Source organism: Bradyrhizobium quebecense, assembly GCF_013373795.3.
Classification (GTDB): domain Bacteria; phylum Pseudomonadota; class Alphaproteobacteria; order Rhizobiales; family Xanthobacteraceae; genus Bradyrhizobium; species Bradyrhizobium quebecense.
This window is the reverse complement of record NZ_CP088022.1, coordinates 6,412,154-6,436,829: the sequence shown is the minus strand read 5'-3', so window position 1 is coordinate 6,436,829 and position 24,676 is coordinate 6,412,154. Positions and strand designations below refer to the sequence as shown.

22 protein-coding genes are annotated in these 24,676 nt (G+C 64.8%); 10 read left to right on the top strand and 12 right to left on the bottom strand.

Translation table 11 applies throughout. The annotated features are described in order from the left end of the window. The first annotated feature begins 522 nt into the window (after positions 1–522). From HU230_RS31000 to HU230_RS30970, 7 genes are all read left to right on the top strand, one after another. On the top strand, positions 523–4,074 hold the full coding sequence (locus tag HU230_RS31000) for a helicase-related protein (RefSeq protein WP_176528558.1): 3,552 nt from the start codon (positions 523–525) through the stop codon (positions 4,072–4,074). Positions 4,075–4,106: 32 nt separating this feature from the next. Further along, positions 4,107–4,391: an RNA-binding S4 domain-containing protein gene (locus HU230_RS30995; RefSeq protein ID WP_092120020.1), complete on the top strand. Its 285-nt coding sequence runs from the start codon at positions 4,107–4,109 to the stop codon at positions 4,389–4,391. A gap of 137 nt (positions 4,392–4,528) precedes the next feature. Further along, a complete protein-coding gene (gene fdxA / locus HU230_RS30990) occupies positions 4,529–4,867 on the top strand; it encodes a ferredoxin FdxA (RefSeq protein ID WP_092120017.1) in 339 nt (112 codons plus the stop codon). Between the two features lie 424 nt (positions 4,868–5,291). Next, positions 5,292–6,083 carry a CarD family transcriptional regulator gene (locus tag HU230_RS30985; RefSeq protein WP_176528559.1) on the top strand — a complete coding sequence of 264 codons (792 nt, stop codon included), beginning with the start codon at positions 5,292–5,294 and terminating at the stop codon, positions 6,081–6,083. Between the two features lie 202 nt (positions 6,084–6,285). Beyond that, entirely contained in the window at positions 6,286–7,521 is a 1,236-nt protein-coding gene (locus HU230_RS30980) for an MFS transporter (protein ID WP_176528560.1), read from the top strand. A 137-nt stretch (positions 7,522–7,658) separates the two neighbouring features. Further along, positions 7,659–8,219 (top strand): hypothetical protein, encoded by a 561-nt coding sequence (locus HU230_RS30975; protein ID WP_176528561.1) that lies wholly within the window; start codon positions 7,659–7,661, stop codon positions 8,217–8,219. Between the two features lie 721 nt (positions 8,220–8,940). Then, the gene (locus tag HU230_RS30970; RefSeq protein ID WP_176528562.1) at positions 8,941–9,339 is read left to right on the top strand and encodes a nuclear transport factor 2 family protein; all 399 of its coding nucleotides are present in this window, start codon (positions 8,941–8,943) and stop codon (positions 9,337–9,339) included. 71 nt (positions 9,340–9,410) lie between these two features. On the opposite strand, the gene HU230_RS30965 is transcribed toward HU230_RS30970, so the two are convergent. The 7 genes from HU230_RS30965 to cyoA all read right to left on the bottom strand — a co-directional run bounded on the left by HU230_RS30965 (position 9,411) and on the right by cyoA (position 16,315). Further along, entirely contained in the window at positions 9,411–9,947 is a 537-nt protein-coding gene (locus HU230_RS30965; RefSeq protein ID WP_176528563.1) for a response regulator transcription factor, read from the bottom strand. Continuing rightward, entirely contained in the window at positions 9,937–11,262 is a 1,326-nt protein-coding gene (locus HU230_RS30960) for an ATP-binding protein (RefSeq protein WP_420840902.1), read from the bottom strand. Before HU230_RS30960 ends, HU230_RS30965 begins: the two co-directional genes overlap by 11 nt. Positions 11,263–11,349: 87 nt before the next feature. Continuing rightward, entirely contained in the window at positions 11,350–12,102 is a 753-nt protein-coding gene (locus tag HU230_RS30955; RefSeq protein ID WP_176534795.1) for an SURF1 family protein, read from the bottom strand. 2 nt (positions 12,103–12,104) lie between these two features. Then, positions 12,105–12,512, bottom strand: a complete 408-nt coding sequence (gene cyoD, locus HU230_RS30950) for a cytochrome o ubiquinol oxidase subunit IV (protein ID WP_176528565.1) — start codon at positions 12,510–12,512, stop codon at positions 12,105–12,107. Further along, positions 12,509–13,138 (bottom strand): cytochrome o ubiquinol oxidase subunit III, encoded by a 630-nt coding sequence (gene cyoC, locus HU230_RS30945; protein ID WP_176528566.1) that lies wholly within the window; start codon positions 13,136–13,138, stop codon positions 12,509–12,511. Before cyoC ends, cyoD begins: the two co-directional genes overlap by 4 nt. After that, the gene (gene cyoB / locus HU230_RS30940; protein ID WP_176528567.1) at positions 13,135–15,138 is read right to left on the bottom strand and encodes a cytochrome o ubiquinol oxidase subunit I; all 2,004 of its coding nucleotides are present in this window, start codon (positions 15,136–15,138) and stop codon (positions 13,135–13,137) included. The genes cyoC and cyoB overlap by 4 nt, the downstream gene beginning before the upstream one ends. A 10-nt stretch (positions 15,139–15,148) precedes the next feature. Beyond that, the gene (gene cyoA, locus HU230_RS30935; RefSeq protein WP_176528568.1) at positions 15,149–16,315 is read right to left on the bottom strand and encodes a ubiquinol oxidase subunit II; all 1,167 of its coding nucleotides are present in this window, start codon (positions 16,313–16,315) and stop codon (positions 15,149–15,151) included. A 246-nt stretch (positions 16,316–16,561) separates the two neighbouring features. Between cyoA and HU230_RS30930 the strand changes: the two genes are divergently transcribed. After that, positions 16,562–17,854: an MFS transporter gene (locus HU230_RS30930; RefSeq protein WP_176528569.1), complete on the top strand. Its 1,293-nt coding sequence runs from the start codon at positions 16,562–16,564 to the stop codon at positions 17,852–17,854. A gap of 153 nt (positions 17,855–18,007) precedes the next feature. Here the strand turns inward: HU230_RS30930 and HU230_RS30925 are convergent, their stop codons facing one another. After that, a complete protein-coding gene (locus HU230_RS30925; protein ID WP_176528570.1) occupies positions 18,008–18,817 on the bottom strand; it encodes a transporter in 810 nt (269 codons plus the stop codon). Between the two features lie 217 nt (positions 18,818–19,034). Here HU230_RS30925 and HU230_RS30920 point away from each other — a divergent pair, with 217 nt between their 5' ends. Continuing rightward, positions 19,035–19,343, top strand: a complete 309-nt coding sequence (locus tag HU230_RS30920) for a c-type cytochrome (RefSeq protein ID WP_224943738.1) — start codon at positions 19,035–19,037, stop codon at positions 19,341–19,343. Here HU230_RS30920 and HU230_RS30915 read toward each other — a convergent pair. From HU230_RS30915 to HU230_RS30905, 3 genes are all read right to left on the bottom strand, one after another. Beyond that, positions 19,328–20,279, bottom strand: a protein-coding gene (locus HU230_RS30915) for an IS630 family transposase (RefSeq protein ID WP_176528729.1) whose coding sequence is annotated in 2 segments (ribosomal slippage) — positions 19,328–19,940 and positions 19,939–20,279 — 954 coding nt in all. Because the reading frame shifts where the segments join, the coding sequence is not laid out codon by codon here. The genes HU230_RS30920 and HU230_RS30915 overlap by 16 nt on opposite strands. Before the next feature lie 418 nt (positions 20,280–20,697). Further along, positions 20,698–21,924 (bottom strand): IS91 family transposase, encoded by a 1,227-nt coding sequence (locus tag HU230_RS30910; RefSeq protein ID WP_176528572.1) that lies wholly within the window; start codon positions 21,922–21,924, stop codon positions 20,698–20,700. 20 nt (positions 21,925–21,944) lie between these two features. After that, on the bottom strand, positions 21,945–22,805 hold the full coding sequence (locus HU230_RS30905; protein ID WP_029085027.1) for a tyrosine-type recombinase/integrase: 861 nt from the start codon (positions 22,803–22,805) through the stop codon (positions 21,945–21,947). A gap of 173 nt (positions 22,806–22,978) precedes the next feature. Here HU230_RS30905 and HU230_RS44185 point away from each other — a divergent pair, with 173 nt between their 5' ends. Next, on the top strand, positions 22,979–23,068 hold the full coding sequence (locus tag HU230_RS44185; RefSeq protein ID WP_420840813.1) for a c-type cytochrome: 90 nt from the start codon (positions 22,979–22,981) through the stop codon (positions 23,066–23,068). Between the two features lie 64 nt (positions 23,069–23,132). Here the strand turns inward: HU230_RS44185 and HU230_RS30900 are convergent, their stop codons facing one another. Then, positions 23,133–24,626 (bottom strand): M48 family metalloprotease, encoded by a 1,494-nt coding sequence (locus HU230_RS30900; RefSeq protein WP_143046776.1) that lies wholly within the window; start codon positions 24,624–24,626, stop codon positions 23,133–23,135. Between the last annotated feature and the right edge of the window lie 50 nt (positions 24,627–24,676).

Genomic DNA, 24,676 nt, shown 5'->3' with positions numbered 1-24,676 from the left:
AATGCAACAAACGTCACCGGAATCCAGTTGACTCTTGCCCGCTTCTGATTCGACTCGGCCGCCTCTGGAACTTAAGGAATTCAGTCCGCATATCCTGTGCTTGTGGAGCCCTCTCAAACTTGATCTAGTGCCGCCGCCATCAGCCTGCCCGAGATGTTGCGGTGAACGTTTCAGGTCTGGAATGGAGTCACCGATTCGGGCGCGATTCGTTCCGGAGTCGTTCCGAAGCTTAAGGGCGGCGCAGAAAGCGTCGCATTGTGAGACAGATTTTGCGAAACACGCTGCCAATGCGAAACATGCAGCCAGACCGTCACCCTGAGGAGGCCGCGCAGCGGCCGTCTCGAAGGGCGACAGCCCCGCTCTGTCCGCGAGAGGAAAGTTCGATCAGAACGTGCGGATAGATCTTGGCCGTGCATCCTTCGAGGCTCGCTTCGCTCGCACCTTTAGCGACAAAGGCGAAGCCTTTGCGCGGGGATGACGGGTTGGGGATATCGCCTTCAATAAAAGAAACACCTGCAAAATATGGCTTTCTCAACTTCGTTCGGAAATGACCGCGTGCCCGGCGCAGGCGTCACTGCGGTGCTGGGGCCGACCAACACCGGCAAGACGCATCTGGCGATCGAGCGCATGCTGGCGCATTCGTCGGGCTTGATCGGGCTGCCGCTGCGGCTGCTCGCGCGCGAGGTCTACAACAAGGTCGCGGCCCGCGCCGGCGTCGACAATGTCGCGCTGATCACCGGCGAAGAGAAGATCAAGCCGAAGGCGCCGCGCTTCTGGGTCTCGACTGTCGAGGCGATGCCGCGCGATCTCGATGTCTCGTTCCTCGCGGTCGACGAGATCCAGATCGCGGCCGATCTCGAGCGCGGGCATGTGTTCACCGATCGCATGCTCAACCGCCGCGGCCGCGACGAGACGCTGCTGCTTGGCGCTGCCACCATGCGGCCGATCATCGAGCGGCTGTTGCCGGGCGCCTCGATCGTCACGCGGCCCAGATTGTCGCAGCTCGAATTCGCCGGCGACCGCAAGATCACGCGGCAGCCGCGGCGCACCGCGATCGTCGCGTTCTCCGCCGATGAGGTCTACGCGATTGCCGAACTGATCCGCCGCCAGCATGGCGGCGCGGCCGTGGTGCTGGGCTCGCTCTCGCCCCGCACGCGCAATGCGCAGGTCGAGATGTTCCAGAACGGCGACGTCGATTATCTCGTCGCCACCGACGCGGTCGGCATGGGGCTCAATCTCGATGTCGATCACGTCGCCTTCGCCTCCGACCGCAAATATGACGGCTACCAGTTCCGCCGGCTGACGCCGGCCGAATTCGCGCAGATCGCGGGCCGTGCCGGCCGCGCCACGCGCAACGGCACCTTCGGCACCACGGGCCGCTGCGCCCCGTTCGAGCCGGAGCTCGTCAACGCGCTGCAGAACCACACCTTCGACAGCGTCAAGATGCTGCAATGGCGTAACGCCAGGCTCGATTTCGCCTCGCTCGGCGCGTTGCAGGTGTCGCTGGCGCTGACGCCCAATCATGAGGCACTGACGCGGGCCCCGGTGGCCGAGGACCTGCGCGTGCTCGAACATGTCGCACGCGACGCCGAGGTGCGCGAATTCGCGCATGGCGCGGCCGCGGTGGAGCGGCTGTGGGAGGCCTGCCAGGTTCCGGACTACCGAAAGCTGTCGCCGGCCGCCCATGCCGAACTCGTGACCACGCTGTACGGCTTCCTGATGCAAAAGGGGCGTATCCCTGACGCATGGTTTGCCGCCCAGGTCGACCAGGCCAACCGGACCGACGGCGATATCGACACGCTGTCGGGCCGGATCGCGCAAATCCGGACCTGGACCTTCGTTGCCAACCGGCCCGACTGGCTCTACGACCCGGAGCACTGGCAGGGGATCACGCGCGATCTCGAAAATAAATTGTCCGATGCGCTGCATGAACGGCTCACGGAGCGTTTCGTTGACAGGCGGACCAGTGTATTGATGCGCCGCCTGCGGGAGAACTCAGTTTTGAATACGGAAATTGGCAAGACCGGTGAAGTGATCGTGGAAGGCCACGTGATCGGCCGGCTCGATGGTTTCACCTTCGCACCTGATGCGGCCGAGGCCGGCAGCGACGCCAAGGCGCTGCAAGCCGCCGCCCAGCAGGTGCTGGCGCGCGAGATCGATACGCGTGCCGAGAAACTGGGCGCCGCCCCCGACGAGCAGTTCGTGCTGACCTCCGACGGCACCATCCGCTGGACCGGCGATGCGGTGGCCAAGCTGGTGGCCGCCGACGACGCGCTGCATCCGCGGCTGCGCATCATTTCCGACGAGCGGCTGACCGGCGCCTCGCGCGAGGCCGTGCAGACCCGGCTCGATCTCTGGCTCAAGACGCATATCGAAAAGCTGCTCGGGCCGCTGTTCGAACTGTCCAAGGCCGAGGATATCCAGGGCATCGCCCGCGGCATCGCCTTCCAGCTCGTCGAGGCGCTCGGCGTGCTCGAACGCAGCAAGATCGCCACCGAGATGAAGGATCTCGACCAGCCCTCGCGCGCCGCGCTGCGCAAATACGGCGTGCGGTTCGGCGCCTACCATATCTATTTCCCGCAGCTCCTGAAGCCCGCCGCGCGCTCGCTGGCCTCGCTGCTGTGGGCCGAGAAGCAGAGCAATGTGGACATGGGCGCGCTGTCGAATGTGCAGCATCTCGCCTCCAGCGGCCGCACCTCGTTCCCGGTCGACAAGGCCCTGCCGCGCGACGGCTATCGCGTGCTCGGCTATCGCCAGTGCGGCGAGCGCGCGGTGCGCGTCGACATTCTGGAGCGGCTCGCCGATCTGATCCGTCCGGCGCTGGCCTGGCGCGAGACCTCGCCGGGCGAGAAGCCCGCCGGTGCGTTCGATGGCCGTGGCTTTGTCGTCACGCAGGCGATGACCTCGCTGACCGGCTCTGCCGGTGAGGACTTTGCCTCGATCCTTCGCGCGCTCGGCTACCGCATGGACCGCCGTCCGCCGCTGCCGCCGAAGGCTGTCGAGATTGCGCCGGTCGAGACCACCGAGACCGTCGCTGCGGAGACGCCGCCGGTCGAGGCGACGTCCGACGTCGCAGCGGATGCGCCGGTCGATGCCGAGGTCGTGGCCGATGCGCCGGAGGCTGCCGCTGCGCCCGAGGCCGAGACTGCCGCCGATCAGCCGGTGTCCGGCGATCCCGCGCCGTCGGCCGCGCTGCTGCCCGACGTCGGCTTTGCCGAGGTGGTCGCCAGCGAAGCGACACCGGTGGTGCTCGAGACCCAGCAGGATGCTGTGGCCGAGCGCGCCGCGCCGGTCGATGAGCCCACTGTTGCCGAAGCGCCCGCTGCTGAAGGCGCCGCTGCTGAAGCGCCCCCTGCTGAAGTGCTGGCCGAACCCGCGCCTGCGGTGGAAGCCGCTGCGGAGACGCCGCCGGAGGCCGTTGCCGCAGAGACACCGTCAGAGTCCGCCGCCGAAGCGCCTGCGGAGACCGCGAGCGCTGACGCAGTAACCGCCGAGGCCGCTCCCGCCGCCGCGGAAACGCCGGCCGAGCCGCAAATGGTCGAAGTCTGGCGTCCCGGTGGTCGCTCCGACGAGCGCCGTCCGCATCATCGCGGTCACGACCGCAACCGCGGCCGTCACCAGAATAAGCCCGCGGAGGGCGCGCAGGCTGCCGAAGGCGGCGGCGAGGGCGAGAAGCGCGAGCATCATCGCCGGCCGCGCCGCCATCAGGATTTCCGCGTTCCGCGTCCTGGCGCGCCCGCTGACGGCGCTGCGCAGGCTGCTGCCGCGCCGGCCGACGGCGCGCCGCGCGAGGACAAGGGCCAGCGCCGCGAGCGCTTCGAGGGCAAGGGCCGCGATCGCGACAATGAGCGTCGCCGCGACAACAAGTTCGGCGGCGGCGATCGCAAGGGCGGTGATCGTGACCGCGGCGGCCGCGATTTCGGCAAGGGCGGCCGCGACAAGCGCGAGGGCGGCCCATCGCATCGGCCCTATGCGTCGAGCGCGCCGCGCGAGCGCGACCGTCCGATCGATCCGAACTCGCCGTTCGCCAAGCTCGCTGCCCTGAAGGAGCAGCTCGCCGGCCGGAAGGAATAATCCAACCCTTGGTCCAGTTCTTGGTCTGACGCTTGGACAGACAGCGGCTCGACAAATGGCTGTGGCACGCGCGCCTGGTGAAGGCCCGCACCAGCGCGGCTGAACTCGTCGCATCAGGTCATGTCCGCATCAACGGCACGCGCGAGAAATCGCCGGGCCATGCGGTGAAGGCGGGCGACGTCATTACCGTCGCGCTCGACAACAGTGTCCGCGTGCTGAAGGTCACGGGCTTTGCCGAGCGGCGCGGCGATGCCAGTTCGGCGCGCGTGCTGTACGAGGATTTGCAGGCCGGCAATTTGCAAGCAGGCAAGGAGTAGTTATCTAGCGCTTGCTATCCCAATTTGGGGTGGCAGGCGCGTGAGAATACTGGCGTTTTTCAGGGTCGGCTTCCCTTGCGGCCCCGGTATTCCTGCGCTACGCAACCCCAGAAAAATCGATCGTTCCGGAGTTTTGGATGACCTACGTCGTCACTGAAGCCTGCATCAAGTGCAAATATACCGACTGCGTCGAGGTCTGCCCCGTCGATTGCTTCTACGAGGGCGAGAACATGCTGGTCATCCATCCTGACGAATGCATCGATTGCGGCGTGTGCGAGCCGGAATGCCCGGCTGACGCCATCAAGCCGGATACCGAGCCGGGGCTGGAGAAGTGGCTCGAGGTGAACACCGAATATGCCAAGAGCTGGCCGAACATTACCCAGAAGAAGGACTCGCCCGAGGACGCCAAGGAGTGGGAAGGCAAGGAAGGCAAGTTCGAGAAATATTTTTCTCCGAATCCGGGCAGCGGCGACTGATTCGCTGACGCACTCTTCGGGATTACCCCGATAGGGGCGGGCCTGGGCCCGCCGCTGGCCCTCCGTTCAGCCGCCGATTTAACCCTAATGACGGACATATGACCTGAGGATGCCCTGTTATGCCCGGAATCGGGCGTAAACCATTGATTTTTGCGGAAAATGTGCTATATCTGCACCATTACAGGCCAAGAACCCCCTGCCATGCGTACCTTGTGGCGTCGAGGTTCCCGCAAACATCGAACAGGGGCGTGGCAGTTTCCGCGCGCAGGCTGTGTCACAGAAAACGCGTAAAAAGAGTGCTTCAAAGACGACGAAGAAAGCCGCTGTCGTTGCTCGCAGCGCAACCAAGGGCCGTGCCAAGGCGCCCGTGAAGGGGGCCAAGAAGGCGGCGGCTGCAAAGTCCTCAAAGAACAAAAGAAGCGTGATGCCAGAAAAGACTGCCAAGACTGCCGCGAAAGCGGCAGCTGCGAAGCCCGCTGCTGCGAAGGTCGCCCCCAAGACTGCTGCTGTTGCGCCGAAGCCGGCCGCCCCGAAGGCTGCCGGCCCCGCCGCTGCTCCGAAGGTTGCCGCCAAGCCGGCCGCTCCGTCCCGCCCGGAAGAGAAGAAGGTCGTGACCCAGCGCCAGGGCTTCAAGGCCAATGAATTCGTCGTCTATCCCGCTCACGGCGTCGGCCAGATCCTGGCGATCGAGGAGCAGGAGATCGCGGGCGCCAAGCTTGAGCTGTTCGTGATCAATTTCATGAAGGACAAGATGACGCTGCGCGTCCCGACGGCGAAGGTCGCCAATGTCGGCATGCGCAAGCTGTCGGAGCCGGCGCTGGTCAAGAAGGCGCTGGAGACGTTGAAGGGCCGCGCCCGCGTCAAGCGCACCATGTGGTCGCGCCGCGCCCAGGAATACGAAGCGAAGATCAATTCGGGCGACATCGTCGCGATCGCCGAGGTGGTCCGCGATCTCTACCGTTCGGAATCGCAGCCCGAGCAGTCCTACTCCGAACGCCAGCTTTATGAAGCGGCGCTCGACCGTCTGTCGCGCGAAATCGCGGTTGTGCAGCACTCGACCGAGACCGAGGCGATCAAGGAGATCGAAGGCCAGCTCGCCAAGAGCCCGCGCCGCGGCGCCAAGGCGGAAGCCGAGGGTGAAGGCGAGGGCGATGCCGACGGTGAGGATGCCGATACCGATGGCGACGATACCGCCGTCGAAGACGAAGCCGCCTAAACAACGCTGCAGGATTTCGAAGAGCCCGGTCGAGAGACCGGGCTCTTTGTTTTGGTGCACGATCTCGCCGGGCACGGAAGCGGCGTCGTGCGTACGGCCTTGCATATCGTCGTGCACAAATCGCCCCTTGGCTGATCGCCGCGACTCATGACCTGCTGCGCCGCGCTGGCGGCGAGATCGCGGAGCCGGCGAGGGGCGCGGCATGCTTGCAGGACGGTCGCTGGGGCGCGGTTACGACTGGCTGTGGACCGCGTTCGCGGTCTCGACGTTCGGCACCTGGATCGCCTTCGACGCGTTCCCGCTGCTCGCGATCCTGGTGCTGCATGCAAGGCCGGAGGCGGTCTCGGCGCTTGCGGCCGTGGGGCTGCTGGCCGGGGCCGCGGTGGCGGTGCCGCTCGGGCCCTGGATCGAATTCCGCCGCAAGCGGCCGGTGATGATCGCAATGGATCTGATCCGCTTCGCGGCGACGATCAGCGTTCCCATCGCGTTCGTGCTGGGACGGTTGACCTTCGTCCAGCTCGTCGTCGTCGCCGTCATCATGGCCGCCGCGGACATCGCGTTCCGTGCGGCGAGCGGCGCCTGCCTGAAGGCGCTGGTCAAACCGGACGATCTGATGATCGCGAACGGGCGGCTCGAAGCCACGACCTGGACCGCGACCGCGATCGGGCCGCCGCTTGGCGGCGCGGCAATCGGAGTGTTCGGCCCGGTGGTGACCGTGATCGCCAACGCGCTCAGCTTTCTGCTCTCGGCGCTGGCCATCCGGCGGATCGGCGGAAGCGAGCCTGCGCCCGCCCAGCGGCAGGCCCAGGGATTTCGCGCGGCCGGACTGATCGAGGGATGGCGGGCGATCCTCGCGCATCCCGTGCTCCGCCTGCTGTTCTTCAACACCGTGCTGGTCAACGGCCTGATCATGGCGACAGCGCCGCTGCTTGCGGTGCTGATGCTGCGCGATCTCGGCTTTGCGCCCTGGCAGTACGGACTCGCATTCGGGGCGCCCTGTATCGGCGGCCTGATCGGCGCGCGGCTCGCGCCAGCGCTGGCCGCGCGCTTCGGGCAGCACAATGTGTTGCTCGCGGCCGGCACGCTCCGTGCCTGCTGGTCGCTCGGCCTCGCCTTCGTGCCGAACGGTGCCGCGGGTATCGCCGTCGTCTTTGCGCTTCAGTTCGGTCTCGTCACCTGTGCCGGCATCTTCAATCCGGTGTTTGCGGCCTATCGTCTGGCCCAGATCGAGATCGAGCGGACCGCGCGCGTGCTCTCGGCCTGGACCATCACCAGCAGTGCAACCATCGCGGTGCTGACGGCGCTCTGGGGCCTGCTGGCGGGCTTCGCCGGTGTCCGGACGGCGATCGCGCTCAGCGGCCTGCTTCTGCTGACCACGGCGTTATTGCTGCCACGTCGCGCGCTGAGAGCGTGGGAGGGGGCAGGCTCTCGATCGTGATCTTCAGCCGAGCAGGTTGATGTTCCAAGCTGTCCGCACCGCCAGCCTCTCGGACGATGGGCACTCATTGCCGAGTTATCCGAAACGGAACGCCGGTATCTTTCGCGCGTTCGCTCGTCATCGGAGGAGAGTGGGCCATGACATCAAAGACAGTCATATTTTTCGCTGGCGTCGGAACAACCTTCATGATTCTCGGTGCTGGTTTCGGTGGTGGACTACTCATGGCCAATTCGGCGCTCAGGGATACTGCCAACGTTCAGACGCGCGTCTCTTCGCCAGCACCTGCGGAACCAGCACGCGTTGTCCTGCCATCGACAGCCGAAGTCGCGCAGGCGCCGCAACCTGCCACCCAGCCGGAGCCCGCCACGCCAGAAGCTACCCCGCCTCCGCAGCCGCAGGTACACCCGGAGCCAGTCAAGGTTGTGCAAGCGCCCGTCGAGAGGCAGGTGGATGCGGCGGACGCGAGGAAATCTGAAGTTGAAGAAAGGGAACGGCGAAAGCGGTACGCTGAACGTAAACCCAAGCGCATTGCGTCCGAGCAGGCGAGGCGTCAACAGCGGCGCATCGAGCAGAGCGAACAACGCCGCGAAGTTCCGGTGCTCCTGGAGCAGGCAGAGCGCCGCGAAGCGCCGATTATGGCATCCGAAGGCGATGCCTCCCCACCTCGTCCGTTCGCGGATTTCTTCGGGAATGATTGAGCGCATTGCGCGGCAACTCGGCTCCCTTAAGGGAGCCGAGGAACGGCCAGCGATTTCGGAGCGTTAGTACCATCAATTGGTCTGGCCTTGATAACGGACGTCGGAGCGCCGCATCCAGCTTACTACGACCTGTTTTGCCCAGACACCGTGGACTGCGTTCCAGTGGTTATGCCTGAGGGCTGTATATGGCTAACGAAGACTCCATTGCTTCCAGTGACACTCCTGAACAGCGAATAGAGCGGGCGTCAGAGGCGATCCGTCAGATGGCTGAGCACGATGTATTTGAGCCTTTGCCGCAACAAGATCGGTGGTTGCATTACTTGAGTGAAGCGACCAAGGCTGCTCCCCTTCAATCACTTGCCATTGCATTCTTGCTAGGGGGCTTCCTAGCTCGGCGGTAGCGCTGGACGGTCCGGTCTGTCGACGGGCCTGTTGCCGACTGAGTGGAGCCTGTCATCGGGCACGCATTCGCGCGACCCGTTGACTCCATCCGGGCTACCGCATCGGCTACTTCACCCGCCGTTTCTCTCGAGCTTCCGCGCCAGGGACCTCCGGACGCCGAACGGCGCTCGAAAGCCACGTAAGCAACCCTGACCAGAATCGTCCTGTGTTGTTTCGCGGATGACGACGGCGATCGGAGCGCCGCATGCTATGCTGGCTGCCCGGCCGCTATTTGATCGACATTAAGGTGACCCATCAATTTGCAGCGAGGAGAAATCCGATGACATCCAATGTTGAGGCAACCAGGAAGGGTTATGAGGCGTTTCAACGCGGTGACATTCCGGCGCTCATGAGAGATCTGATCGATGACGACTGCACGTGGATAACCCCAGGTCCCCGGGACAAATTGCCTTGGGCTGGGACCTTTAGAGGAAAGCAGCAGATTGCAAACTTCTTCGTCCAGGTCGGCGAGAATCTGGAATTCAGCGAGTTTGCACCGCGTGAGATGATTGAGCAGGGCGACACTGTCGTGGTCTTGGGCACGCTCACGGCGCGGGCAAAGAGAACAGGGAAGACCGTCAAGAACGAATGGGCCCATGTTTTCAAGTACCGCGGAGGAAAGGCGGTCTATTTTCAGGAGTACATCGACACTGCGGCGGATGTCGCCGCGATGTCGTAACGGAGCGAGAGGCGGCCGGCTAAATCGGGCGCGGATTCGCGTGCCTCGTTGGCATCATCCGCCTCTATCGTTTACTTCACCCGCTGCTTCTCGAGCTTGCGGGCCAGGGTACGGCGGTGCATGCCGAGGCGGCGCGCGGCTTCGGAGATGTTGAAATCCGTCTCCATCAGGGTCTGGTGAATGCGCTCCCATTCCAGCGTCTTGATCGAGGTCGGCCGCGCGCCGACCTCGATGGCGGCGTTGCCTTGCGCTTTAAGGAACGCGGCCTCGATGTCGTCGGTGTTCGACGGCTTGGCCAGATAGTGGCAGGCGCCGAGCTTGATCGCCTCGACCGCGGTCGCGATGCTGGCGAACCCGGTCAGCACCACGATCAGCATATCCGGGTCATGCGCGTGCAGCGCTTCGACGCAGGCAAGGCCCGATGCGCCGCCGGCGAGCTTCAGGTCGACGACGGCATAGCCGGGCGATTGCTGCTCGAGCAGCTCGCGGACCTCGTCGAGCGAGGCCGACACCGCGACGCCGTAGCCGCGGCGCTCGAACGAGCGCTTCAGCGTGCGGGCAAAGCCTGAATCGTCCTCGACGATCAGGAGCTGGCGTTCATCCGTCAAGATGGTCTCCGATCGCAAGCGTCGAGAGCGGCAGCTCGAGCCTGACCGCGGCGCCGATATCCGGCCGGTTGCGCGCCGTCACCACGCCGCCCAGCTTGCGCACGACATTGACGACCAGGAACAGGCCGAGGCCGCTGCCGGAGCTGCCCTTGGTCGACTGATACGGCTTGCCGACATGCGCCAGCATCTCGCGCGAGAAGCCCGGACCGCGATCGGTCACCGACAGCACAAGCTTGTCGGCATTGCGTTCGGCCATCAGCTCGATCCAGTCACGCGAGACCTCGGCAGCATTGTCGAGCACGTTGAAGATCGCCTGCTTGAGCGCGATGTCGGAGACGATCGCCAGATCGGCGCCGAAAGCGTTGCGGAAATACAGCGTCGCCGACGGCCGCGTCGTCCGCCATTCCTCCACCAGCGCGGTCAGGAACGCCGCGACCGTGGTCGGCGAGGAGCCTTCGCCGCGGGCTTCGCCGGCCGACAGCAGGATGCCGGTGACGATCGACTTGCAGCGCTGCACCGAGATCTCCATCTCGCCGAGGTCCTGCGACAGCTCGGGATCGGAGGCGAGCGCCGGCATCCGGCGCCAATCGCCCAGGATGACCGACAGCGAGGCGAGCGGCGTGCCGAGCTCATGCGCGGCGCCGGAGGCCAGAAGGCCCATCTGTACGATGTGGTCCTGCTCGGCCGCGTGCTGGCGCAGCGCCGCGAGGCGGAGGTCGCGGTCGCGCAGGTTGCGGTTGATCCGGGTCATGAACACCACGAGCAGCACGGCGTCGAGCACGAGGCCGATGAACGTGCCGGCGATATAGAGATTGAAGGCTTCGGCAAAGCCCTGCGGCAGCTCCAGCGGCCGATAGTAGCTGGTCAGCCAGGCGAAGTTCATGCAGACCAGCGCCACCAGCGACCAGGTCGAGGGTGCATCGAGCAGCACCGCGCCGAGCGTCACCTGCAGCAGATAGAGCGACGTGAAGGGATTGGTGGCGCCGCCGCTGAGATAGAGCAGGGCGGTCAGCGCCGCAACGTCGAGCGCCAGCGCGACCAGCAGCTCGCGGTTGTTGATGTCGGCGCGGTAGCGCAGCCACAGCAGGCTGACGAGGTTGAGCGCGACGAGCCCGAAGATCACGGCGGCCATCGGCAGCAGCGGCAGCGCGACGTCCATCCAGAACTGCACGAAGCCGATGGTGGCGATCTGCCCGATCACGGCGATCCAGCGCAACTGGACCAGCAGCGCCATGTTCTTGCGATTGGTCGCGAGGTCGGCGGGTGCTGCGAGATCGAACGGCATGCCGGCAGCCGCGCGCACGGCGGACGGCATCACGGCCGTGGCATTTGCGTCATGCAGATCCGATGTGCGCTCGAGCATCTGGGCCTGTGTCGCGAGACAGATTGCGGGCTGCGCCGATCAGGCGGCGCGCCTTGAGCCCCACCTTGGGTCGAAGGCGCCAGCGCGGCCCCTGCCGCTGATGACGCGCAGGAGCGCGCCGGCCAGCATAAAGGCCAGCGCGAACCATGTCAGCGCGTAAATCAGGTGGTTGTTCGGAAACCGCACGATCGTGAGCCCGCCGATGGGGGTGCCGCCCGGATTGGGCGTCGCATCGGCGTCGATGAAGAAGGGGGCTACCTGCGACAACCCGTGCAAGGCGGCGATCGCGGCGACGTCGCGCGAATACCAGCGGCCCGCCGCGGGGTCATTGTTGCGCAGGAAACCGCCCTTGGGTTCCGACATCCGCAGCAGCCCGGTCACGCTGAGCACGCCCTGCGGGATGCCGTCGCGCCGCGTCGCGGGATCGCGCCGATCAGGCGGAACGAAGCCGCGATTGACCAGCACCGTGGTTCCGTCAGCCATTTGCAGCGGGGTCAGCACCCAGAAGCCAGGGCCGTCCGTGGTGACGGCCTGCACCAGCGTCTCGTCGGCGTTGAGGAAGGTGCCGCGCACGGTGACGCGGCGATATTCGTCGCTTGCGGCCGTAACCGCCGGCCATGACGAGGGGGGCGGCGGCGCTGTCGGCGCCGCATGCATGCGCTGTTCGACCCGTTCGATCAGCGCCAGCTTCCAGGTCCTGCGTTCGATCTGCCAGATACCGAGCGCGCTCAGCAGCACCACGCCCAGCATGCCGAGCGTGAGCAGCGCAAGCGATGGTCTGGCAGACCGCATCGTCACGGCATCTGGCTCATGTCGTGGATCGGCATCATGTTGACGTTGAGATGATGCATGACCCACAGCGAGCCGGTCAGCGCGATCACCACCATGATCACGGTGAAGATCATCGCCATCATGGTCCAGCCGTTCTCGGACCGCGTGTTCATGTGCAGGAAGTAGATCATGTGGACCACGATCTGCACCGCCGCCAGCACCAGCACGATCAGCGCGGTGACCGCCTTGTCGGCGATGGCGCCGGTCATCACCAGCCAGAACGGCACCGCGGTGAGGACGACGGAGAGGCCGAAGCCGATCAGATAGCTCTTCAGCGAGCCGTGTGCAGCCCCGTGATGGGCCGCGCCGCCATGGTCATCATGGCCGTGACCGCCGGCATTGGCTTCGAGAGTGCGGGCTTCTGTTGTCATCGCAGCATTCCCAGGAGATAGACGAAGGTGAAGACGCCGATCCAGACCACGTCGAGGAAGTGCCAGAACATGGAAAGGCACATCAGCCGGCGCCGGTTGGCCTCGGTGAGGCCGAAGCGCGCGGTCTGCACCATCAGCGTCACCAGCCAGACCAGGCCGAAGGTGACGTGCAGGCCGTGGGTGCCGACCAGCGTGAAGAACGACGACAGGAAGGCGCTGCGCTGCGGCGTCGCCCCTTCATGGATCATGTGCGCGAACTCGGTGAGCTCGATGCCGAGGAAGGCGAGGCCGAACAGCCCGGTGATCGCGAGCCAGGCCTGCGTCGCGTCGATCCTCGATTTCTCCATCGTCAGCATGGCAAAACCATAGGTGATCGAGGAGAGCAGCAGCATCGTGGTGTTGAGCGCGACCAGCTTGAGGTCGAACAGGTCCTTCGGCGCCGGGCCGGCGGCATAGTTGCCGCCGAGCACGCCGTAGGTCGCGAACAGCATCGCGAAGATGAGGCAGTCGCTCATCAGGTAGATCCAGAAGCCCAGCATGGTGCTGGCGCCTTCCGGATGCGCGTGCTCGTCGAGGACGTGAAAGACCGGTTCGGAACTTTGTGTGGAGACGGTAGCAACGGTCATGTCTGGGCTCCTGCGGCGAGAACGCGCGTACGCGCGTCTTCGGTCCGCACCACCTCATCCGCCGGGATGTGGAAGTCGCGGTGATAGTTGAAAGTGTGGCCGATCGCGACCGCGAGCAGCGCAACGAAGCTGACGGCGGCAAGCCACCAGATGTACCAGATCAGGCCGAATCCCATCACCGTCGCGAGGGCAGCGAGGATGACGCCGGTGCCGGTGTTGGACGGCATGTGGATCGGCTTGAAGCCGGTCAGCGGCCGCCTGTAGCCGCGGCGCTTCATGTCCCACCAGGCATCGTTGTCGTAAACCACCGGGGTAAAGGCGAAGTTGTAGTCCGGCGGTGGCGAGGAGGTCGCCCATTCCAGCGTGCGCGCGTCCCAGGGATCGCCGGTGGTGTCCTTCAGCTGCTCGCGGCGCAGGATACTGACCGCGAACTGCATCAGCATCGCGCCGATGCCGAGCAGGATCAGGAAGGCGCCGAAAGCGGCGATGACAAACCAGATCTGCAGGGACGGATCGTCGAACACGCGGAGCCGGCGGGTCACGCCCATCAGGCCGAGCACATAGAGCGGCATGAAGGCGAAGTAGAAACCCGAGACCCAGAACCAGAACGACAGCTTGCCCCAGAACGGATCGAGCCTGAAGCCGAATGCCTTCGGGAACCAGTAGTTGATGCCGGCGAACAGGCCGAACAACACGCCGCCGATGATCACGTTGTGGAAATGCGCGATCAGGAACAGGCTGTTATGCAGCACGAAATCGGCCGGCGGCACCGCGAGCAGCACGCCGGTCATTCCGCCGATCACGAAGGTCAGCATGAACGCCACCGTCCACATCATCGGCAGCTCGAAGCGAATGCGGCCGCGATACATCGTGAACAGCCAGTTGAACATCTTCGCGCCCGTCGGGATCGAGATGATCATGGTGGTGATGCCGAAGAACGAGTTGACGCTGGCGCCGGAGCCCATCGTGAAGAAGTGGTGCAGCCAGACCAGATAGGACAGGATCGTGATGACGACCGTGGCGTAGACCATCGAGGTGTAGCCGAACAGCCGCTTGCCGGAGAACGTCGCGGTCACCTCCGAGAAGATGCCGAACGCCGGCAGCACCAGGATGTAGACCTCTGGGTGGCCCCAGATCCAGATCAGGTTCACGTACATCATCGGGTTGCCGCCGAAGTTGTTCGTGAAGAAGTTGGTGCCGACGTAACGGTCGAGCGACAGCAGCGCCAGCACGGCCGTGAGGACCGGGAAGGAGGCGACGATCAGGACGTTGGTGCAGAGCGAGGTCCAGGTGAACACCGGCATCTTCATCATCGTCATGCCCGGTGCGCGCAGCTTGACGATGGTACAGACCAGGTTGATGCCCGATAGCGTGGTGCCGACGCCGGCGACCTGTAGTCCCCATATGTAATAATCGACGCCGACGTCAGGACTGTAGCCGATGTTCGACAGCGGCGGGTAGGCCAGCCAGCCGGTGCGGGCGAATTCGCCGACGAACAGCGACATCATCACCAGCACGGCGCCGCCGACCGTCATCCAGAAGCTGAAATTGTTGAGGAAGGGGAAGGAGACGTCGCGGGCGCCGATCTGCAGCGGCACCACGTAGTTCATCAGACCCGTGACCAGCGGCATCGCCACGAAGAAGATCATGATCACGCCGTGCGCGGTGAAGACCTGGTCGTAGTGATGGGCCGGGAGGTAGCCGTCGGAGCCGTTGAAGGCGATCGCCTGCTGCAGGCGCATCATCAGCGCGTCCGCGAAGCCGCGCAGCAGCATCACGATGCCGAGGATCATGTACATGATGCCGATGCGCTTGTGGTCCACGGTGGTGAACCATTCGCGCCACAGATAGCCCCAGAGCCGGAAGTAGGTGACAATGGCGAACAGCGCCAGCCCGCCGGTCGCGACCACCGCGAAGGTGCCGACCAGGATCGGCTCGTGCAGCGGCAGCGCGTCCAGATTGAGGCGGCCGAAGATCATCTTGATGAGATCGGGATTCATGCGGCGCTCCTCAGGAGTCTGATTTTGGGCGCTGGCCGAGCAGCAAGGATGTCGATGACGGATGAGCGGGAGAGAACGGCGGGCGCTTCAGCCCGACGCCACGCAGCGGCGTCAGGTCGAGCGGCGCGAGAACGTCGCGCGACGGCGCGTCCTTGATCTCGTCCATCGCGCAGATGCCGGCGACGAAAGTCGGTGAGGCGCCGAGCGGCGCGCCGCGGCGGGCGTATTTGTCGTAAGTGAGCGGCAGCGTGTTGTTGAGGCCTTCGCGGCCGAGGCCGCCCTTGGCGTCGATCGCCATCATCTCGCTCATGCACATCTTGCCGGGCTCGACGCACATATTGAGGATCGCCTTGTAGAGATCGCGATCGACCGAGCGATAGAGCCGGACCGGATCGTTCTGGCTCGGACGCTCGAGCTGCAGATAGTCGGTGCGGCCGAGCATGTTGCCGCTGGTCCTGGCGGTGCCGATCCACTTGTCGAAATCGGCGCTCGACAGGCTCTTGAACTCGAAGTGCATGCCGGAGAAACCGGCGCCGCTGTAATTGGCGGAGAAGCCGCGGAAGGTGCCGGCCTTGTTGGCGACCGCGTGCAGCTTGGTCTCCATGCCGGGCATGGCGTAGATCTGGCCGGCAAGCGCGGGGATGTAGAACGAGTTCATCACGGAAGACGCCGTGATGCGGAAGCGGATCGGGCGGTCGACGGGAGCTGCGAGCTCGTTGACGGCGGCGACGCCGTAGTCCGGGTAGATGAACAACCACTTCCAGTCGAGCGCGACCACCTCGACATTGAGCGGGGCGTCCTTGCTCTCGATCGGCTTGTCGGCGGCGATGCGGCCGAGCGAGCGGTAGGGATCGAGCAGATGGGTGCCCATCCAGGTCAGCGCACCCAGGCAGATGATGATCAGGAGCGGCGCCGACCAGATCACGAGCTCGAGCTGGGTGGAGTGATCCCACTCCGGCTCGTAGGGGGCCGCGGTATTGGACTGGCGGTAGCGCCAGGCGAAGAAGATGGTCAGCGCCATCACCGGAAGCACGATGATGAGCATCAGGACGGTGGAGATCACGACGAGGTCGCGCTGCTGGATGGCGACGTCGCCGGCAGGGGCCAGGACGACGAAATCGCACCCGCCAAGGAGCGCCGCGAACGGCAATAAGGCCAATAATTTCAAGGCGCGCACGGCTCACCCCACTTGAATTTTATGAGTTCCGCCAAGGGGTAGCTGCGATGCAGCAAAGTTGACATTGGACAATTTGTCCAATGTTGCACTGCGGGATAGGAGGTCAGAAGGTGAGGTGGACCGCGCGGCAAAGGCTGCCCGTGGCCTCATCTCTAGTCTGAGCATGATCTGTTCGGAAAACCGGTTTCCACTTTTCCGGATCATGCTCCAAAGGACGGTTCTCCGGCGATGGCACAGGCCCCTGCAATGGCTCACGGCTCCCCGACGGCATCAGGTCACGGGCAGGCGAAACCCGGCGAAATCGCCATCGGCGTCATCATCGGGCGCACGTCGGAATTCTTCGACTTCTTCGTCTACGCGATCGCCTCGGTGATCGTTTTCCCGAAGCTGGTGTTCCCGTTCGTCAACGAGCTGACCGGCACGCTCTATTCATTCGGGATCTTCGCGCTGGCCTTCGCCGCGCGGCCGCTCGGCACCGTGATCTTCATGGCGGTCGACCGCCGCCACGGCAAGGGCGCCAAGCTCGTCATCGCGCTGTTCCTGCTCGGCACCGCCACGGTCGCGCTCGCCTTCCTGCCCGGCTACGACACGATCGGCGTCGCGGCGATCTGGCTGCTCGCCGCAGCGCGTGTCCTGCAGGGCATCGCCTGGGGCGGCGCGTGGGACGGCCTCGCCTCGCTGCTCGCGATGAACTCGCCGGCGAATCGCCGCGGCTGGTACGCGATGGTGCCGCAGCTCGGCGCGCCGCTCGGCCTGATCGTGGCGAGCGCGCTGTTCGCGTTCTTCGCCGGCAACCTTTCGGCGGATGATTTCTTCGATTGGGGCTGGCGCTATCCGTTCTTCGTCGCCTTCGCCATCAACGTGGTGGCGCTGTTCGCGCGGCTGCGCATGGTGGCGACGGATGAATATTCCGAGCTGTTCGAAAGCCGCGACCTCGAGCCGGCGCGCGTCGGCGAGACCGTGGCGCAGGAGGGCCGCAACATCCTGCTCGGCGCCTTTGCGCCGCTGGCGAGCTTTGCGCTGTTCCACATGGTCACGGTGTTTCCGCTGTCCTGGGTGTTCCTGTTTACCAAGGAAAGTCCGGTGCGCTTCCTGATCATCGAGATGATCGGCGCCATGGTCGGGGTCGTCGCGATCATCGCCTCCGGCATGATCGCCGACCGCGTCGGGCGCAAGCCGCTGCTGCTGGGGTCCGCGGTCGCGATCGCGGTCTATAGCGGCTTTGCCCCTCAGCTGCTCGACGCTGGTGCGTTCGGCGAGACGATCTACATGGTGCTCGGCTTCGTGCTGCTCGGCCTGTCGTTCGGCCAGTCGTCCGGCGCGATCGCCTCGAATTTCGCGCGGACTTATCGCTACACCGCCTCGGCGCTGACCTCGGATTTCGCCTGGCTGTTCGGCGCCGGCTTTGCGCCGCTCGCCGCGCTGCTGCTGGCGACGCATTTCGGCCTGATCTCGGCCGGTGCGTATCTGTTGTCGGGTGCGGTGTGGACGCTGCTCGCGCTTTGGCTGAGCGGCCTGCGCGAAGCCGAAGTCAATTAACCACGCGGCCTTTATCTTCTCCTTCCCCCTGAAAGGGGGAAGGTCTGGATGGGGGGGGGCCAGCCACACGCACCAGCGCGCGTGGAGAGAGCAGATCCCCACCCGCTTTGCTCTCACGAGCAAAGCGACCTCCCCTTTTCAAGGTGAGGTGGACTACCGAAACAGCCCGTCGACGCGGAATGAATAGCCGAGACCTACGATGTAGTTCGGCGAATTGCGGTTGAGCCCGAACGCGAAATGGAGATCGAGTTGCTGGGTCGGTGTGAGCCGGTACAGGCCGCCGGAATTGATCAGCTGGATCGGCCGCGCGCCGTCGGGATAGTCGCCGACATATTCGGTGAACACGCTGATCCGCTCGGACAATTTCTTCTCGATCACGAAGGTCGTTTCCGACATGTGCTGGCCGGTCAGCTCGGCCGGGCGGAAGAATTCCGTGAACATGCCGCTGACACCCCAGCCGTCATGCAGCTCCCATGACCATGGCAGCTGGATGTAGGACTGCGCGCCGCGCCCGGCGATGGCGGCCACGCCGGTCGGCAGCGCGACGCCGGCGGTGACCGACAGGTCGATCTTTCCCGGCACCGGGCTGATCTGCCATTTGAGCCCGGGCGCGACGTCGGAGAAGCCCGAGGCACCCGGCGATCTCACATTGTCGGTATAGCTCGGCAGGTCGATCAGGACCTCGAGGCAGGGCGCGATGCCGAGCCGCCAGCGGCTGTTGCTGCCGTCGATGGTGCGGCCACTGTTGCGGCCGGTGAGGTTGATGCCGTTCTCGCTCTGCAGGCTCCCGACCGGCACGACGATACTCGAATTGGTGACGTCGGGCCGGTCGGTCGCAATTTCGTCACTCGGCTTGGGACAACCGTCCGCGCGCGCGGCGGTGGCTGCTGCGAGGGTGAACGCAGCAAGCACGCACCCGAGTTCGGCAAGTCGAGCGACGGCGCCGAACCGATTGTGAAACACTGGGGATGCTCCAAAAACCCGGCGCCGCTGCGGAGGTGGCAGCGTGGATATAGATTGGCGGGGCGCGCGGATATTCCTCACGGGCGGAAAAAACTTCAACAAGACGTGCCATTCTCGGCGATCGATGCGGCTGGTGTCCAGCGGGCGGGCGAAATTTCAGGGAATAGAATGACAGCCTCGCTGCTCCTGTTGTGGTGGCAAAACAGGAGACCCCGGAATGACTATTCGTTCGATCGCAGGCGTGCTGGCGCCGCGGCAGGCCAAAATCGCCGCGATGGCGGCTATCGCGATCTTGCTCGCCGTCAACAGCGCCCGCGCGGCGGGCGATCCGGCGCGCGGCGCCACGCTGTACCAGGGCTGCGGCGATTGCCATTCGATCGAGAAGAACGACGTCGGTCCGATGCACAAGGGGGTGGTGGGCCGCCTTGCCGGCTCGGTTGCGGGCTACAATTACTCGCCGGCGCTGAAGAACTCGAGGATCGTGTGGACGGAGGCTAGAGCAGATTCTGATCAGACACGGTCATAACCGGCTGCGGCGAAGAAGTTCAGGCACTCTTGGGCGGTGAAGGCGGTCAGGGCGGTGGCAATAGCGTTGTCCAAAGCCTCGATTGATCTGGCGGCGGCCTTTCGAAGTGCGGCTTTGAGCTTGGCGAAGGCCATTTCGATCGGATTGAGGTCGGGCGAATAAGGCGGCAAATAGAGGAGCTGGGCGCCCACGGCATCGATTGCGATGCCGACCTCGGCGCGCTTGTGTGCTGCGAGATTGTCCATCACCACGATGTCGCCGGGCCTGAGTGTCGGCACGAGGACTTGCGTCACGTAAGCCTCGAACGCCAGACCATCCATGGGACCGTCAAGGACCATCGGCGCAGTCATGCCGGTCGCTCTGAGCGCGCCGACGAAGGTCGTCGTCTTCCAATGACCATGCGGGAGCGCTGCGACACAGCGCTGGCCGTACGGCGAGCGGCCATAGCGCCGCGCCATCTTGGTCGAGGCTCCCGTCTCGTCGATAAACACCAACCGATGGATGCCGATCTCAGGCTGAGATGCCTTCCACGCCGCGCGTTCAGCGGCCACGTCCGGCCGATCCTGCTCGCTGGCGTGCGATGTTTTTTTTGAACGTGATGTTGCGGCGATCGAAGAATCGCCAGACCACGCTCGGCACGAAACGCTCGCCGTGGACTTTGAGGAGATGGTCAGCGATCTCGGCCAGCGTCATGTCAGGCGTAGCCTTGACCAGGGAGAGGATCTCCGCAGCATGACCCTCGATCCGAGCTGAACGTCTGTCTCCGCCCTGCGCTCCCGCCTCACAAGCGCCGGTGCTGCGCCATTCGTTGACCAGTTCGATCGCTGTCGATGGCGCTACGCCGAACCGGCCGGCGGCGCCCCGACAGCTCATGCCTTCCTCTTCCACAGCCCGAATAATGCGAAGGCGAAGGTCCGGCGAGAGCGGCTTAGCCATGGGGGCTGGCCTCCATCACCAGCCCTCAGGGTGAATCACGATTTGCCTCACAAGGGAATCTGGAGGGTTCTGTGAGGTCGCGCTCACGCGAGGGCGCGGCAGGCGCTTATGACGCGACCTCATTGAAGCCGGATTGAACGAAGGCGCGGGAGGCTATTCGCGGTTTTGCAGCTATGGGGATTGTTCGAGATCGCCATGCCCGATCTGCTGGCTCGGCGCGTGAGGCAGAGACACAGGAGTGCGCATCCTGGAAGAGTTGAGATCAGACGCGCTTCGCCTGAGATCGCGATAGGCCTTTTGCTGCATCGGACGGTTGTTGTCGCGCAGTGTGACAGCACGGATTCGACATCGTCCGCGATGATCGAGACGCTGGGAGCGAAATGACGAATGATGATCGTCGTGCACGACATGACTTGGCTCACGATGTGTCGCATCGGAACGGTGATGTTCGAGGGCTGGGGCGTCTGAAGCTATGTCGAAAGCGCTCAATGATGCGCATGACGCCACCACAATCGGGACAGGCAGGAACCTCGGCCCGGGTTTGAGCCTCCGAATCCACAGGCGACGGCTGGCCATCGTTTGGGGCTGTTCGCTCATGATCGAGAAGTTCGCGGCAAAGGGCGAGCTTGGCAGCGCGATGGCGGTTGGCCATGAAGCCGAAGTGGCGGATGCGGTGGAAGCCGTCAGGCAGCGTATGAAGCAGGAAACGGCGAATGAACTCATCGGGCTTGAGATTCATGATCTTTGTCGCGCTGTTTTGGCGATAGTCCTTCCATGAGAAGGCGACATGATCGTCGTCGAGTGCGACGAGCCGGCTGTTGGCGATCGCGACGCGATGGGTGTAGCGGCCGAGATAGGCCAGGACCTGTGCGGGTCCGCCGAAGGGCCGTTTGGCGTAAACAACCCAGTTGATGCGTCGCATGGCGTCGAGGTGGGCCGCAAAGGCAGCCGGCTCGGCCAGAGCTCCGAGATCGCCGAAGAAACGCAAGGCACCGGAGTTGAAGGCTGCCGACAGACGTTTGAGAAAAAGTGTGCGAAATAGTCTGGACAACGGTTTGACGGCCAGGAAGAAGTTCGGTCGGCAAGCGGTCCAGCGCGCGCCATCGGGCGAGAGGCCGCCACCCGGAACGACGCAATGGACGTGGGGATGATGCATCAGCGTCTGTCCCCAGGTGTGGAGGACGGCGACGCCGCCGATCGCACCGCCGAGCCGGCGTGGATTGGCGGCGAGCGTCGTCATCGCCTCGGCGGCAGCCTTGAACAGGATGGCATAGACGACGGCCTTGTTCTGGAAAGCGATCGCGGCGATCGGTGCGGGAAGTGTAAAGACGACGTGGAAATAGGGAACCGGAAGCAGGTCGGCTTGACGCGCGGCGAGCCACGCGGCTCGGGCTCTCCCCTGACACTTCGGACAGTGCCGATTGCGGCAGGAATTATAGGCAACGCGTGTCGTGCCGCAGTCGTCGCAAGCCTGCATGTGGCCGCCGAGCGCCTCGGTCCGGCACGCAACGATCGCGCTCATCACGCGCCGCTCGACCCGCCCCAGATGACCGGCATGTACACGGCGATAGGCGTCGCCATGCCGGCACAGAATATCGGCAATCTCGATGGCGGGCCTGTTGGAGCGGATGTCGGAGCGGGTCATGACCCGCATCCCGCTGCGGGTCATCCAGGTGGCGTCACCTCCAGCGACAGGCGATCGAGCGGGCTCTGCGTCGCTCGGATCGTATCGGTGGCGACCTGCGTGTAGCGCGCTGTCGACGACAAATTATTGTGCCCGAGCAAGACCTGGATGATCCGGATATCGGTTCCGTTCTCGAGAAGATGTGTCGCGAAGCTGTGGCGCAGCGTGTGCAGCGTGACGCGCTTGGTCAGGCCCGCAGCCTTCACCGCCGACCGGCAGGCGGCATGCAGCACGGTCTGATCGATCGGATGATCTTCGTCACGACCAGGGAACAGATAAAGCCGCGGCCGGGCGAGCCGCCAGTAGGTGCGCAGGATGCCCAGCAGCTGGGGCGACAGCATCACGTTGCGATCCTTCGCGCCCTTGCCGTGGCGCACCTGGATGACGCCGCGGGCGCTGTCGATGTCTTCGATCCGCAGTCCCGCAACCTCCGAGGCCCTGAGCCCGGCCGCATAGGCGGTGGTGAGCGCGGCGCGGCTCTTCAGGCTCGATACCGCTTCAAGAAACTGAACCACTTCGTCGGCGCTGAGAACGACCGGCAGCTTGCGCGGTTCTCGCGCATAGGGAATGCGCTCTGGGATGAGCGCCTCGCCGAGCGTGACGCCGTAGAAAAACCGTAGCGCACAGACGATCTGGTTCAGCGCCGGCCATGAGATGCCGGTCGAGACCAAATGCACCTGGAAGGCGCGGACGTCTTCCAGCTCTAACCGGTCAGGCGATCGGCCAAAATAGCGGCTGAACTTCGAAACCGCGCTGATGTAGGATCTTTGCGTCGCCGGCGACAGATTGCGGACGGTCATGTCTTCGATCATGCGGCGGCGAAGAGGGCTCAAATCGGCCATCTCGATACTCCTGTCTGAGGGGGTGGGCTCCAACACCCACATCCTCTCAGCCAGGAGGCGATCTATGCCACCTTGCCCCCTACGCCGCGGCAGCGGCTTAGTTCAATCCCTTCCGATTCCGCCAGGTCAGAAAATGCTCTAATCTCGACAAATGGCTCACCGGTCCGGACGCGATGGTTCCCGGCACCAAGATGTTCTACGAGGTTCAGGATCCGAAGGATCGCGCCGACATCATCGCCTTCCTCAAGGAGAAGGCGAAGTAGGGCGTTCTTTCTCTACGTCGTCCCGGCGTTCGCCGGGACGACGGTGGTGAGGGTGCGTGCAGCCTCAATCCACCACGATCTTGACGCGGTCGCGCGGCTTGACCTGGGCGTGGGCGTCGAGGCCGTTGAGCACGCGGAAGCGCTCGGCCGGATGATCGACGCCGGCCATGCGGTGCGACAGCGATTCCACGGTGTCGCCGGGCTGCACGTTGATGACCTTGATGCGCAGCGGGCGCGCGGCCTGGATCTCGTCGAGCGTCAGGCGGCGGAACGAGTTGACGGTCTCGCGCGCGTTGCGCTCGCTCTCGGTCGATTTCTGCTTGGCGGCGAAGATGAAACGGTAGACGTCGCTGCCGAAGCGCAGCGCGTAGACCTTGAACTGCCACTGGTCGCCATGCGCGGTGGCCGATGCGGCCGGAAAGCCGTTGATATTGAGGTCCTCGGTCGAGGACTTCTCGACGCCTTCCATCCAGCCGGAATTCAGATAGTCGCCGAGCGACTGTTCGGCCGGCACCCGCACCACGTCGAAGCGCATCGCTTGGCTGCCGCCCTCGCGCACGCCGATCACCGCCTGCGCGGTGTTGTCGAGTGTGAAATTGTCGGGCGCGGTGAAGGTGAAGCCGAGCTTGGGATGCAGGAAGCGGCGGCCGCGCACAAAACCTTCGCTGGGGTCCTCGCCATAGACGATGTTGTCGATCGCGGCGAGATAGGTCTCGCGGTCGCGCTCGTTGCTCTCGGGCGATGAGTATTGCCGCGCGGTAGTCTGCGCATTGGAGATGCGCTCCGGCGTTGCCGGATGCGACGAGGTGAAGTCCTGCGCGCGCGGATCGAGCGCGGTTTTGCCGATCTTGAGCGCGGCATTGCGCTCCATCGCGGTCAGGAAGCGCGCCGCGCCGTAGGGATCGAAATGCGCACGCGCGGCGATCCCGACGCCGATGCCGTCGGCCTCGAACTCCTGCTGCCGCGAGAAGCTCGCCATCGTCAGCTTGGTCTTGGCGAGCGCCAGCGCCGTGAGATCGGGATCGGTGCTCATGTCGGTGACGACGCGCGTCACCACCGCCGCCTGGCGCGCCTGGTCCTCGCGCATCGCGGCATGCTTGGCCAGCACATGCGCCATCTCGTGGCTCAGCACCGAGGAAAGCTCGGAAGTGTCGCTGGCGAGCGCAATCAGGCCGCGCGTGACGTAGAGCTGGCCGGTCGGCAGCGCGAAGGCGTTCACCGCGCCGGAATTGAGGATCGTCACCTTGTAGGCCTGGTCGGGCCGTTCGGACGCGGCGACCAGCCGGTCGACGGTCTTGCCGATCAGCGCCTCGAGCTTCGGGTCGTCGTAGGCGCCGCCATAGGACGACAGGATGCGCTCATGCTCGCGCTCGCTGTTGGGCGTCTGCTGCACCACGCGGTTCGGCTTCACCGGCGCAGCCGCCGCGGTCGGCGCGACCTGCTCGAACCGGCCGACATTGCCGCAGGCCGACAGCGTCAGGGCCGCGCAGACGAGCGCCAGCGCAGCCGAAAGCCGGCGGCCAGTTCCATCTTCACGCCGTCCAGCGCGCTCAATCACGTCAAAAACCCACAAACTGTCCCGTAATCGGCCAGGCCGTGGCCCGTGGG

Coding starts and splice junctions, on each gene's coding strand:
- cyoC (WP_176528566.1), bottom strand. CDS start 13,138: ATGACCGTTGCTACCGTCTCCACACAAAGTTCCGAACCGGTCTTTCAC.
- HU230_RS30955 (WP_176534795.1), bottom strand. CDS start 12,102: ATGCGGTCTGCCAGACCATCGCTTGCGCTGCTCACGCTCGGCATGCTG.
- HU230_RS30975 (WP_176528561.1), top strand. CDS start 7,659: ATGACATCAAAGACAGTCATATTTTTCGCTGGCGTCGGAACAACCTTC.
- HU230_RS30910 (WP_176528572.1), bottom strand. CDS start 21,924: ATGACCCGCTCCGACATCCGCTCCAACAGGCCCGCCATCGAGATTGCC.
- HU230_RS30985 (WP_176528559.1), top strand. CDS start 5,292: ATGCCAGAAAAGACTGCCAAGACTGCCGCGAAAGCGGCAGCTGCGAAG.
- fdxA (WP_092120017.1), top strand. CDS start 4,529: ATGACCTACGTCGTCACTGAAGCCTGCATCAAGTGCAAATATACCGAC.
- HU230_RS30960 (WP_420840902.1), bottom strand. CDS start 11,262: ATGCCGTCCGCCGTGCGCGCGGCTGCCGGCATGCCGTTCGATCTCGCA.
- cyoD (WP_176528565.1), bottom strand. CDS start 12,512: ATGACAACAGAAGCCCGCACTCTCGAAGCCAATGCCGGCGGTCACGGC.
- HU230_RS30930 (WP_176528569.1), top strand. CDS start 16,562: ATGGCTCACGGCTCCCCGACGGCATCAGGTCACGGGCAGGCGAAACCC.
- cyoB (WP_176528567.1), bottom strand. CDS start 15,138: ATGAATCCCGATCTCATCAAGATGATCTTCGGCCGCCTCAATCTGGAC.
- HU230_RS30970 (WP_176528562.1), top strand. CDS start 8,941: ATGACATCCAATGTTGAGGCAACCAGGAAGGGTTATGAGGCGTTTCAA.
- HU230_RS30905 (WP_029085027.1), bottom strand. CDS start 22,805: ATGGCCGATTTGAGCCCTCTTCGCCGCCGCATGATCGAAGACATGACC.
- HU230_RS30920 (WP_224943738.1), top strand. CDS start 19,035: ATGACTATTCGTTCGATCGCAGGCGTGCTGGCGCCGCGGCAGGCCAAA.
- HU230_RS44185 (WP_420840813.1), top strand. CDS start 22,979: ATGGTTCCCGGCACCAAGATGTTCTACGAGGTTCAGGATCCGAAGGAT.
- HU230_RS31000 (WP_176528558.1), top strand. CDS start 523: ATGGCTTTCTCAACTTCGTTCGGAAATGACCGCGTGCCCGGCGCAGGC.
- HU230_RS30980 (WP_176528560.1), top strand. CDS start 6,286: ATGCTTGCAGGACGGTCGCTGGGGCGCGGTTACGACTGGCTGTGGACC.